The organism is Streptomyces sp. NPDC000229 (assembly GCF_040300825.1).
Classification (GTDB): domain Bacteria; phylum Actinomycetota; class Actinomycetes; order Streptomycetales; family Streptomycetaceae; genus Streptomyces.
In genome coordinates this window covers 1-11,268 of the sequence record NZ_JBEPEL010000130.1, presented here as the reverse complement: position 1 = coordinate 11,268, position 11,268 = coordinate 1, and the positions used below count along the sequence as shown (strand labels likewise).

At 73.5% G+C, this 11,268-nt stretch carries 12 protein-coding genes; 7 read left to right on the top strand and 5 right to left on the bottom strand.

The window, feature by feature from the left end; genetic code table 11:
* The first annotated feature begins 360 nt into the window (after positions 1 to 360).
* Both ABT360_RS34135 and ABT360_RS34130 read left to right on the top strand, forming a co-directional pair.
* On the top strand, positions 361 to 1,590 hold the full coding sequence (locus tag ABT360_RS34135; RefSeq protein ID WP_351825441.1) for a hypothetical protein: 1,230 nt from the start codon (positions 361 to 363) through the stop codon (positions 1,588 to 1,590).
* 49 nt (positions 1,591 to 1,639) lie between these two features.
* Positions 1,640 to 1,789: a hypothetical protein gene (locus ABT360_RS34130; protein WP_351825439.1), complete on the top strand. Its 150-nt coding sequence runs from the start codon at positions 1,640 to 1,642 to the stop codon at positions 1,787 to 1,789.
* 67 nt (positions 1,790 to 1,856) lie between these two features.
* Here the strand turns inward: ABT360_RS34130 and ABT360_RS34125 are convergent, their stop codons facing one another.
* The 5 genes from ABT360_RS34125 to ABT360_RS34105 form a co-directional block, all read right to left on the bottom strand.
* The gene (locus tag ABT360_RS34125) at positions 1,857 to 2,777 is read right to left on the bottom strand and encodes a 3-oxoacyl-ACP reductase (RefSeq protein WP_351825437.1); all 921 of its coding nucleotides are present in this window, start codon (positions 2,775 to 2,777) and stop codon (positions 1,857 to 1,859) included.
* A 12-nt stretch (positions 2,778 to 2,789) separates the two neighbouring features.
* A complete protein-coding gene (locus tag ABT360_RS34120; protein WP_351825435.1) occupies positions 2,790 to 3,866 on the bottom strand; it encodes a Zn-dependent alcohol dehydrogenase in 1,077 nt (358 codons plus the stop codon).
* 14 nt (positions 3,867 to 3,880) lie between these two features.
* A complete protein-coding gene (locus ABT360_RS34115) occupies positions 3,881 to 4,735 on the bottom strand; it encodes a MaoC/PaaZ C-terminal domain-containing protein (protein WP_351825433.1) in 855 nt (284 codons plus the stop codon).
* Positions 4,736 to 5,268: 533 nt separating this feature from the next.
* Positions 5,269 to 5,490, bottom strand: a complete 222-nt coding sequence (locus tag ABT360_RS34110; protein WP_073751884.1) for a hypothetical protein — start codon at positions 5,488 to 5,490, stop codon at positions 5,269 to 5,271.
* Positions 5,491 to 5,549: 59 nt separating this feature from the next.
* A complete protein-coding gene (locus ABT360_RS34105; protein WP_351825431.1) occupies positions 5,550 to 6,983 on the bottom strand; it encodes a DHA2 family efflux MFS transporter permease subunit in 1,434 nt (477 codons plus the stop codon).
* Positions 6,984 to 7,119: 136 nt separating this feature from the next.
* Between ABT360_RS34105 and ABT360_RS34100 the strand changes: the two genes are divergently transcribed.
* The 5 genes from ABT360_RS34100 (at position 7,120) to ABT360_RS34080 (ending at position 11,159) form a co-directional block, all read left to right on the top strand.
* Positions 7,120 to 7,776, top strand: coding sequence for a class I SAM-dependent methyltransferase (locus ABT360_RS34100; RefSeq protein WP_351825429.1), 657 nt, complete (start codon positions 7,120 to 7,122; stop codon positions 7,774 to 7,776).
* A gap of 32 nt (positions 7,777 to 7,808) precedes the next feature.
* Positions 7,809 to 8,699 carry an N-acetylmuramoyl-L-alanine amidase gene (locus tag ABT360_RS34095; protein WP_351825428.1) on the top strand — a complete coding sequence of 297 codons (891 nt, stop codon included), beginning with the start codon at positions 7,809 to 7,811 and terminating at the stop codon, positions 8,697 to 8,699.
* A gap of 136 nt (positions 8,700 to 8,835) precedes the next feature.
* A complete protein-coding gene (locus ABT360_RS34090) occupies positions 8,836 to 9,705 on the top strand; it encodes a hypothetical protein (RefSeq protein ID WP_351825426.1) in 870 nt (289 codons plus the stop codon).
* Positions 9,706 to 9,814: 109 nt separating this feature from the next.
* Entirely contained in the window at positions 9,815 to 10,819 is a 1,005-nt protein-coding gene (locus ABT360_RS34085; RefSeq protein WP_351825424.1) for an LLM class F420-dependent oxidoreductase, read from the top strand.
* Positions 10,820 to 10,865: 46 nt separating this feature from the next.
* On the top strand, positions 10,866 to 11,159 hold the full coding sequence (locus ABT360_RS34080) for a hypothetical protein (RefSeq protein ID WP_351825422.1): 294 nt from the start codon (positions 10,866 to 10,868) through the stop codon (positions 11,157 to 11,159).
* Positions 11,160 to 11,268: the final 109 nt, after the last annotated feature.

The following is an 11,268-nucleotide window of genomic DNA, read 5'->3' as shown; positions in this document are numbered from 1 at the left end:
TGCCGCTTCCCTGGCCCCGCAGCGCCGAGCCCGCCTCGGTCACCGCGGACCCGGGGGCGCACTTCGGCCCGGCCGTCCTGCCGCTTCCCTGGCCCCGCCGCGCACTCCCGCCCCGGGCGTCTCCGCTGCCGAGGCCGGGGGTCCGCTCCGGCACCGGACCGTCCCGCGGGGGCCGGCGGGGCGGGCACGCGGTTCGGAGCCCCGTCCTTCCCGCTGGGCCCGCGCGACCCCGGCAGCACAACCGCACCCTCTTTCTCAGGCGAACCCGGACATCGCCACCCTTATAGGTGAAGCGCGGAAGCTCCCGTTGTTCGGCTGGAAGTGCGAAAACTACTTTCAGTCGCCGGAGGTGACGAATCGATGACAGCCTGTGCCATCGAGACCGCCGCGGAGGACGACGGCGCGGTGTCGCGTGCGGGTTTCACGATCACGGCGGACGGCGCCTACGCGGCGCGGCTGGCGGGTGACGGCGAGGCGCTGTTCCCGGAGCGGTGGACGCTGGACGGGCCGGAGCCGTACGCGGTGCCCCTCCCCGCCGCGCAGCCCGAGGACCCGCACGCGCAGTTGCTTCCGCTGGTGGACGGGCGGGTCCTGATCGGGCGCCGCGCGGGCGGACGGTACGTCTTCTCGCTGCTGTACCCGACGGGGCCCCGGACCGGCGAACTGCCGCTCGGGGCGGTCGAGTCGGCGTCCCTGCGACTGCTGCCACCGTCGCCGGACGGGACGTACGCCTACGCGCTGGCGGTCGGGGAGCACTCGACGGGCATCTGGCTGGTGGCGGGCGGGGCGCACAGCGGCCCCCAGCACGTGGCCGAGATCGAGGGGCGCTGTACGGGCGGGGCGTGGCTGGACCGTACGGGCCGGATGCTGGCCCTGGACCGGCGGCCGGCCGGAGGCGGGCCGGTCAAGGCGGTGGCGGTCGATCTGGAGCGGGGCGGCGAGGTGACTCCGCTGCTCCAGATCGCGGAGGGCAGCGACGACCGCGTGCTGCTGGCGGATCCGGACAGCGGGCTGTTGCTGATCCGGTCCGACGCGCCGTCACCGGGACACCACCGGCTGGGGTGGGGGGTGCTGGGCAGCACGCTGCCGGTCCGCTTCCCGGAGTGCCTGCGGCTTCCCGACGCCGCGGTGACGCCGTTCGCGATACAGCCGGGGCAGACGCTGACGCCCGAGGCGTGTGCCGTGGCGCTGCGGATCGACGCGGCGGCGGGCAGCTGGGTGGGGGTGTGGCGGCCGGCGGGGCGTCGGCTGCACCAACTGGCCGCGCCCCGGGGGTGGCTGCCGGGGGCGGGGCTGTGGACCCGGGACGGGGTGCTGCGGCTGCCGTACGCGAACCCGGCGGTGCCGTGCGGCCTGGCGCGGGTCGAGGTCGCGCGGGTCGAGGCGGCGGGGGCGCAGGCGGCGAGGGCGCGGGCGGAGCGGCGGGCCGCCACGGGGGCGCCGGAGGAGCCCGTACCGTATCCGGCCACACCATCGCCACAATCGGAATGCGCTGGTGGGGAACCGTCCGGGCGCGCGGTGAGTCCTGGTGTGTGCAAGCCGGTGCCGTTGCAGCAGGCGCCGCTCACCGGCCGCACAGCCCGTGGATAGACTCTCGGGCCGCAACAACGTCAGCGATCACTACGGGGTGACTTCCCACATGTCTGAAGCCAGCACCGACACGACCCACGGGCGACCGCAGGGGGACGGTGGCTCCGGAAAGCACCGAGGGGGCGCGGCGTCGACGGAGGACCTGTCGACGCAGCCGCACGGCCGTCACCGCAAGGACCCGCACAACAGCGCGGCCTGACGGGACCACAGCCTGAAGGGGCCGCCCCGGGGAGATCCCCCGGGGCGGCCCCTTCGCCGTACGCGGCTCAGTCCCTCGCCAAGGACAGGACCTCGGCGGCGGCGAACGTCTCGCCGGGCGGCCGGCCGGCGTAGTACGGCGAGAGCAGGGCGTCCAGCTCCTCGTACGAGAACACCTCCTTGGCCGTACCGAACTTCGCGGACACCCTGGGCCGTTCCATCACGGCCACCATGCCGCCGTGGACGACGAACAGTTGTCCGTTGACGGCGGACGCGGCGGGTGAGGCGAGGTAACCGACGAGCGGCGCGACGTGATCCGGGGACAGCGGGTCGAGTTCCCCGCTCCCGGTCGGCTCCTTGTAGCCGGCGAAGACGTCCTCGGTCATACGGGTACGGGCGCGGGGGCAGATGGCGTTGCACGTGACGCCGTACTTCGCGAGCGCGAGCGCCGTGGAGGTCGTCAGGCCCACGATGCCGCCCTTGGCGGCGGCGTAGTTGGGCTGGCCCGCCGAGCCCGCGAGGAACGCCTCGGAGGACGTGTTGACGATCCGGCCGTGGACCGGTGCCCCGGTCGCCTTCGCGCGCTCGCGCCAGTGGACGGACGCGAAGTGGGTGGTGTTGAAGTGGCCCTTGAGGTGGACGCGTATCACCGCGTCCCACTCCGCCTCGCTCATCGAGAAGATCATCCGGTCGCGGAGGATGCCCGCGTTGTTGACCAGGACGTCGAGTCCGCCGTACGTGTCGACGGCGAGGCCCACGAGTTCGCCCGCCGTCGCGTGGTCGGCGACGTCCCCGATGTGCGCCACCGCCCGGCCGCCCGCCGCGCGGATCTCGGCGACGACCTCGTCGGCGGCGGCGGCCGAGCCCTCCCCGTGGTCGTTGATGACGACGGCCGTTCCGAGCCGGGCCAGTCCGAGGGCTTCCGCGCGGCCGAGGCCGCGACCCGCGCCGGTGACGATCGCGGAGAGATCCCGCAAAGGCATGGGCATGGGACCGCCTCCTCAGATCTCGATGCAGGTACGCAGCGCCTCGCCGGTCCGCATCTGCTCCAGCGCGTCGTTGATGCCGGTCAGCGGCACCCGGTGGGTGATCAGGCCCGCCAGGTCGATACGGCCCGCCCGCCACAGGGCGATGGCCCGCTCGTACGAACGGAGCACGTCACCGCCCCCGTACATCGAGGGCAGGATCCGCTTCTCGTCGAAGAACAGCTCGAACATGTTGAGCTGGAGGAAGTCGTCCATGGCGCCCGCGCCGACGATGCAGAGCGTGCCGCCGCGCCGGGTCGTCTCGTAGGCGGTACGGGCCGTGGCGGACCGGCCGACGACCTCGAAGACGTAGTCGAAGCCCTCGCCGGCCGTGATCCGCTGCTTGGCGTCGGGCAGCTCGTCCGGGGCCACCGCCTCGGTCGCGCCGAACCGCAGCGCCGCCTCGCGCCGTGACGCCACCGGGTCGACGGCCACGATCTGCGCCGCGCCCCGGAGCCTGGCGCCCTGGATCGCGGAGATGCCGACGCCTCCGCAGCCGATGACGGCGACCGACGCGCCCGCCTCCACGCGCGCGGTGTTGATGGCCGCGCCCAGCCCGGTCGTCACCCCGCAGCCGATGAGCGCGGCGATGTCGAAGGGGACGTCGTCGGGTATGGGCACCGCGCAGCCCGCGTCGACGATGACCTCCTCGGCGAAGGTCCCGGTCCCCGCGAAGCCGAAGACGTCGCCGCCGGGGCGCTTGAAGTTGGGCGTACCGGCGTTCAGGAAGCCGGCGAGGCACAGCTGGGTCTGGCCGCGTTTGCAGGACGGGCAGGAGCCGCACGCGGGCAGCCAGCACAGCAGCACCCGGTCGCCGGGCTTGAGGGCGGTCACCCCGTCACCGACGTCCACGATCTCGCCGGCGCCCTCGTGGCCGGGGACGAAGGGCGCGGGCTGCGGAAGGACGCCGTTCATCGCGGAGACGTCGGAGTGGCACAGGCCGGTCGCCCTGACCCGGATGCGCACCTTGCCGGGGCCGAAGCCCACGGCCTCGACGTCGTCGAGGACTTCGAGTTTGTCCTGGCCGGTCTCGTGCAGTACGGCTGCGCGCATGGGTGCGGCTCCCTTCACACGGTTTCTACGAGGGTGTCGGCGAGGACCGGTGCGTCGTCCCGCTCGGCGGCGGACACCGCCACCCGTACGCCCGCGTCCTGGCGCCACATCCGGATGCGGAGGGTCTCGCCCGGGTACACGACGCCGGCGAAGCGGGTGCGGTACGAGCGGACCCGGGTGACGTCACCGTCGAGGAGCGTGTCGGCGACGGCCTTCAGCGTCATGCCGTAGGTGCACAGGCCGTGCAGGATCGGCCGGTCGAAGCCGGCGAGCTTGGCGAACTCGGGGTCGGCGTGGAGCGGGTTCCAGTCGCCGGAGAGCCGGTAGAGCAGTGCCTGGTCCTCGCGCACGTGCCGCTCGACGGTCCGGTCGGGGGCGCGGTCGGGGAGTTCGAGGCGGGTGGAGGGGCCGCGGTCGCCGCCGAAGCCGCCTTCGCCGCGTACGTAGATCTCGGCGTCGCTCGTCCACAGCGGCCCGTCGTCGTCGGCCGCCTCGGAGCGGAGGACGAGGACGGCCGCCTTGCCCTTGTCGTACACGGCGGCGACCCGCGAGGTGGTGGCCGCCCGGCCGCGCACCGGGATGGGCCGGTGCAGGTGGATGGCCTGGCCGCCGTGCAGGACGGCGGAGAGGTCGACGTCGATGCCGGGTGCCGACAGCCCGCCCATCATGCCCATGCCGGCGCCCGCGACGGTCGCGAAGCTGGGCAGGACGTGCAGCCGGGATTCCAGGGTGTAGCGCAGCTCGTCGGGGTCGGTGGCGGGGATGCCGGCGCCGAGGCCGAGGTGGTAGAGCTGGACGTCCTTGTGGTCCCAGGCGATCTCGGCGGAACGGGGCTCGGCCGCGAGTGCCTGGCCTGCGTCAATGGGCATGGGGCTCCTGCTCGTCGCTGGAGACCTCGGCACGGCCGTCCGCACCGTCGGCCGCGCCGAGGCCGCGTAGGGACCGGTTCTAGAACGCGTTCTAGGCTCGGTGGTCCTCCTGTATAGCGCGGAGCCCCGGGGTTGGGAAGGGTCCTGACGGTGTGTCAGTTCGGGCGTGCCCCGTTGCGGGGCGGTGGCGCCTCGGGGCGGTGCACATCCCCCGTTGTGGGGCGGTGGCGCCTTGAGGCGGTGCGTATCCCCCGTTGTGGGCAGTCGCGCCGCAGGGCGGCACGGGTGGGCACAACGGGCGGGGCGGTGCCCGGCCTCGGTGCCCGGCCGGGACGGCGCCCGACGGCCGGGGCTCGGGAGCCGTGTCGGAGTCGCCGACCTCTGCGGGGGCGACCCTGCACGGCCCCGCCCGCGCCGGATGCGCGGGGCGCCGCGGCGGGCGGTCCCGGCGGGCGGGACCGGCCCCGCTGCGCGGCGTCCGGGGAGGGTGAGCGGCAGCCGTCAGCGTGACGGATCAGCCGGGGTGAGAGGGGTCAGAGCTTGTCCATGCCCTTGTACGGGCTGACGATACGGGTCTTCTGCGAGCCGAAGTCGACAAGCGTGGCGATCTGGTCCTCGACGGCGATGACCGTGCCGAGGCCGTGCCTGTCGTGGGAGACCCGGTCCCCTACCGCGAAGTGCTTGATCGGTGCGGCGACGGGGGCTTTGAAGGGACTGGTGGCGAGGTGGCGCCGGGGCGCGGAGCGATTCGTCATTTCCCGCCAGTATGCGGCACGGAGGCCGGTTGGGGCAGAGGGCTGCCGCGACCGTGACCTTACGCCTCGGCGCGGCGCGGCAGCCACAGCACCATCAGCACGGCGCCCACCAGCAGGATGCCGGCCCCGGAGCGGAACGCCAGCGCGTACCCGGCCGTGAGCGCTTCCGGCCCCGTGCCGCCCGCCGTGCGCGAGGCGGCGACCGTCGACAGGACGGCCAGGCCGAGGGCGCCGCCCATCGTGCGGGAGGTGTTGACCAAGCCCGAGACCAGGCCGGCGTCGCCCGGGGCGGCCCCCGAGGTGGCGAGGGAGGCGAGCGGGGTGATGACCAGCCCCATTCCGGCCATCATCAGGACGCCGGGCCCGAGGATGGTCGTGACGTACGTCCCGTCCGCCTCCATCAGCGACTGCCAGCCGAACCCGGTGGCGGCGATCAGCGTGCCGATCACGGCGAGGTTGCGCGCCCCCGTGCTCACCATCAGCCGCGGCGCCAGCTTCGAGCCGAGGACGACGGCGAGGGAGCTCGGTACGAGGGCGAGGCCGGCCTCCAGCGGCGTGTAGCCGAGCACGTTCTGGGCGTACACGGTCATGAAGAACCACATGGCGAACGAGGCCGAGCCGTTCACCAGCATCGACACATTGGCCGCCGTCACGGCCCGGGAGCGGAACACCTTGAGCGGCATGAGCGGGGCCTTCGCCCGGGCCTCCACCGCCAGGAACGCCGCCAGCAGCGCCACCCCGCCGAGCAGCGGCAGCAGGGTCGCGCCTTCGCCCCAGCCGGCCTCCTCGGTCTGCACGATGCCGTACGCGACGGCCGCCAGGCCGCCGGTGACCAGCACCGCGCCGGGCAGGTCGAGCCGGCGCCCGCCCTGTTCCCGGCTCTCCCGGATCCACAGCGCGGCGCCGACGATCACCAGGACGCCGACCGGCACGTTGATCAGCAGCACCCAGCGCCAGGAGAGCAGGTCGGTCAGGACGCCGCCGACCAGTCCGCCCGCCGCGCCGCCGCCCGCGCCGACCGCGGACCACGTCGCTATCGCCCGGGTCCGCGCGGGCCCCGGTGGCACGGCGCCGGTGACGATGGTGAGCGTCGCGGGTGCGAGGACCGCCGCGCCGAGCCCCTGTACCGCGCGGGCGGCGAGCAGTTGCCAGCCCTCCGCGGCCAGCCCGCCCGCCACGGAGGCGGCGGTGAACAGCCCGAGCCCGACCAGGAACATCCGCTTGCGCCCGAACAGGTCCGCGGCCCGGCCGCCGAGCAGCATGAACCCGGCGAAGGCGATCGAGTACGCGTTGAGCACCCACTGGAGCCCGACCGCCGACAGACCGAGGTCGGCGCGCATCGACGGCAGCGCCACGTTCACCACGGAGACGTCGAGGACCACCAGGAACTGGCCGGCGCAGGCGGCGAGGACCACCACCCAGGTACGGGCGGCGGGGCGGGCGGAGTCGGCGGTTATGGGGGTGTGCGCGGTGTCGGTACGGGATTGCGGCATGCGTGTCATGGTCGCAGGTGCTCTGCGGTCCGTACATGCGGAGATGGACCTAGACCGGAAGTCCCGGCCACGGCGCCGGACGGCCCGCCGCCTACGATGTGACCGCTCAGTACGGACGTCCCACCAGGAGGAACCCATGGCCGTGCCTGCCGCGCCCACGCCCGCGCCGGAGACGCTCGCCGCCTTCGAGGCCGCCAAGGGGTTCATGCCGGTGCGCGAGGGGCTGGCGCTCCACGCGGCGGCGGCCGAGGCCGGGCGGCTGGGGCTGCCGCTGCTGGAGGTCGGCACGTACTGCGGGCGCTCCACGATCCTGCTCGCCGACGCGGCCCGCGCGGCGGGCACCGTGGCGGTGACCGTCGACCACCACCGGGGCAGCGAGGAGCAGCAGCCGGGCTGGGAGTACCACGACCCGACGGTGGTGGATCCCGAGGTCGGGCTGATGGACACGCTGCCGACGTTCCGCCGCACCCTGCACAAGGCGGGGCTGGAGGAGTACGTCGTCGCGGTCGTCGGCCGCTCGCCGCAGGTCGCGCGGGTGTGGGCGGGCGAGGTCGGCCTGGTCTTCATCGACGGCGGCCACACCGACGAGCACGCGACGGCCGACTACGAGGGCTGGGCGCCGCGCGTGGCCGAGGGCGGCCTGCTGGTCGTCCACGACGTGTTCCCCGACCCGGCGGACGGCGGCCAGGCTCCGTACCGCGTCTACCTGCGGGCCCTGGCCTCCGGCGCGTTCACCGAGGTGTCGGTGACTGATTCGCTGCGCGTGCTGCGCCGTACGGGCCCGGGTTTCTGACCCGGGGGCCGGGCACGGCCTAGCATCACGGTGTGCACCACGACGACAGTCCGCCGGCCCCGCGCCCGGCCCGCCGCTCGAAACTCACCCTGACGCTCGCCGTGCCGGCGGCGGCCGCGCTGGCCGGATGGCTGGTGTGGGGCGCCGTGAGCGGCCCGGCGAAGAGCGCGCCGTCCCAGGCGCGGCCGGCGCCGGGCCCTTCCGGGTCCGGTCCTTCCGTACCCGGTCCTTCCGCTTCCACCGCCCCGCTCTCCCTCGCCGGGAAGACCGTCGTGATCGATCCGGGTCACAACCCGGGAAACTTCGATCATCCCCGTGAGATCAACCGGCTCGTGGACATCGGAACGAACCGCAAGGAATGCGACACCACGGGTACGTCCACGAACTCCGGTTACACGGAAGCCGAATTCACCCTGGATGTTTCACACCGTCTTCGCACACTGCTCCGGAAGCAGGGCGCGACGGTGACCTTCACCCACGACGCCGACCGCCCCTTCGGCCCGTGCATCGACGAGCGCGCCCGTATCGGGAACGCCGCGAAGGCGGACGCCGTGGTCTCCGTCCACGCGGACGGCTCGGCCACCGGGAACCGCGGTTTCCATGTGATCCTTCCCGCGCAGGTCAAGGACGGCGCGGCCGATACGACGAGGATCGTGGCCCCGTCGCGCACCCTCGGCGAGCGCGTCGCGCGGGAGTTCGCGCGGGCGACGGGGAGCGCCCCGGCCAACTACGTCGGCGGGGGCACGGGGTTGGACGTACGCAAGGATCTCGGCGGACTGAATCTGTCGACCGTGCCCAAAGTGTTCATCGAATGCGGCAATATGCGTGACCCGAAGGACGCTGCATTGCTGACAGACGCGGCATGGCGGCAGAAAGCGGCCCAGGGAATCGCGGTCGGCGTCAGTACCTACCTGCGGGGCTAGGTCCGGCGGACGGTAGCCTGCCGGGGGTCCGGGGTCGTCCCCGGATCCGAACCCGTACCGCATCCGTACGATGGGGCCGGCCACCCCCGTGCACCGCGCCACCCCGACGAGACGAACCGACGAAGGACTCTTACACGTGAACATCCGCTCCCTCACTCGAGGCGATGGCGTGGTGATCGGAGCAGCGGTGGTGCTGTTCATCGCCTCGTTCCTCGGCCTTACCCCCGGCGTCGACTGCCCCAGCGGCATCGACTGCTCGAACTACGACACACCCAACGCCTGGGACTCCCTCGGCATGCTGATGAGCATGTTCCTCTCCGGTGTCATCGGGGCGGCGCTGATCGTGGTCGGGCGCGCGATGCCCGGCCGCAGGGTCGCGGGCATCGACCTCGGCCAGTTCGGTGTGGCCTTCTGCATCTTCGCGGTGTGGACGGCGTTCTGGACCATCATCGACTGGGAGCCGGACGCCGGCGCGGGCATGATCCTGGGCCTGCTGGCCACGATCGTGCTCGCCGCCGCCGCGGTCGCCGCTCCGCTCGTCCCGGCGCTCAAGGCGCCGCTCGTGGGCGCGCCGCGTCCGCAGCAGCCGCAGCCGTACGGCGGGCAGCCGCAGGCGGGTTACGGCTACCCCGGCGCCCAGCAGCCTCCGTACAGCGGCCAGCCCGAGGGTGGTTACGGCTACCCGGGCGCGCCGCAGGCCGGCCAGCCGGGCCAGCCGCAGCCGTCGCAGGCCGGCCAGCCGGTGCCGCAGGCCCAGCCGCAGCCGTCCCAGGGCGGCGGTCAGGGCCAGCCGGCCGGGCCCGCCTCGGACTTCGCGCCGTTCTGGTTCGCCGTGCCGGTGGCCCGCCCGCTGTACTCGGAGGACGGCTCCCCGACGCCGATCGCGGAGCTGGCGCCCGGCACCTGGTATCTGGCGGTGGAGCAGCGCGGCCAGGGCCTGGTGGCCCAGACGCAGGACGGCCGCCGTGGCGTGCTCCAGGACACGACGGGCATCCAGCGCGGCTAGCGCGCTCCCGTCCGTTCGCGTACGGCCCCTCGCCCTTCCGGGCGGGGGGCCGTTGCCGTACAGTCACCCGGCATAGAGCTGACGTACCGTCAGAAAGGTGCGGGGGCGCATGCGGCTCGGACTGGCACTCGGCTACTGGGGGCGCGGCCCGGACCCCGGCCACCTCGAACTGGCCCGCAAGGCCGAGCGCCTCGGCTACGACTCCGTCTGGACGGCCGAGGCCTGGGGTTCCGACGCGTTCACCCCGCTCACCTGGATCGCGGCGCACACCAGCCGGATACGGCTCGGGACGGCGATCGCGCAGATGGCGGCCCGGACGCCGACCGCCACCGCCATGCACGCGCTGACCCTCGACCACCTCTCGGGCGGCCGGATGATGCTCGGGCTCGGCCTGTCGGGGCCACAGGTCGTCGAGGGCTGGTACGGGCGCCCGTTCCCCGCCTCACCGCTCACCGCGACGCGCGAGTACGTCGACGTGGTCCGCCAGGTCCTGCGCCGTGAGGCGCCCGTGACGCTGGAGGGCCGCTTCCACTCCCACCCGTACGCCGGCGAGGACGGCACCGGCCTCGGCAGGCCCCTCAGGCCGATCACCCACCCCCTCCGTACGGACCTGCCCGTCCTGCTGGGTGCGGAGGGCCCGAGGAACATCGCCCAGACGACCCGGATCGCCGACGGCTGGCTGCCCCTGTACTGGTCGCCGCTGCGCCCGGACGTGTACGACGTGAAGGACCTGCCGGACGGCTTCATGGTCGCGCCCATGGCCCGCGCCCAGCTCTGCGACGACGTCGCCGAGGGCCTGTTGCCCGTCAAGGCGATGCTCGGCTTCTACATCGGCGGCATGGGCCACACCTCCCGCAACTTCCACGCCGACCTGATGGCCCGCATGGGGTACGAGGCGGAGGCCCGCCGCATTCAGGAGCTGTTCGCCCAGGGGCGCCGCGACGAGGCGGTCCTCGCCGTCCCGGACGCCTTCGCCGACGAGATCTCCCTGATCGGCCCCCGCGCCCGGATCGCGGACCGTCTGCCCCTGTGGCGCCAGGGCCCGGTCACCGACCTCCTGGTGACGTCCCCGGACCCGGCGACACTGCGGGTGCTGGCGGAGCTCAACACATGAGCCGGCGCACGGGTTTCGGGCATGCGGGAGCGGCAACCCGTGGAGCATGTCTCCCCGTCATCGGAACGGAAGCGCGCAGGCGGCGACCGCGGTCGCGGTTGTCGCCGACGTCATGGCCGCGATCATCGGCCTGTGGATCCTGATGTATCTGTTCGACGCGAACCGGGCCAACGACTTGGTCCAGTTCGTCCAGGAGGCGGCCCGCTGGCTGGCAGGCTGGTCGCACGATCTGTTCACGTTCGACGCGGCGTGGCTGCGGGTCGTGGCCGGGTACGGTCTCGCCGCGCTGGTCTACCTGCTTCTCGGCCACGCCCTCGCCGGCCGGCTGCGCCGGTACTGAGGCACGACGCACGAACGGCTAGGCGGCGCCTAGCCCTGGATGCTGCTCGGCGCTGCCACGTTCGTAGAGCACAAGGGCAGCATGCCGATGGCCATTACGTGGCAGCTCC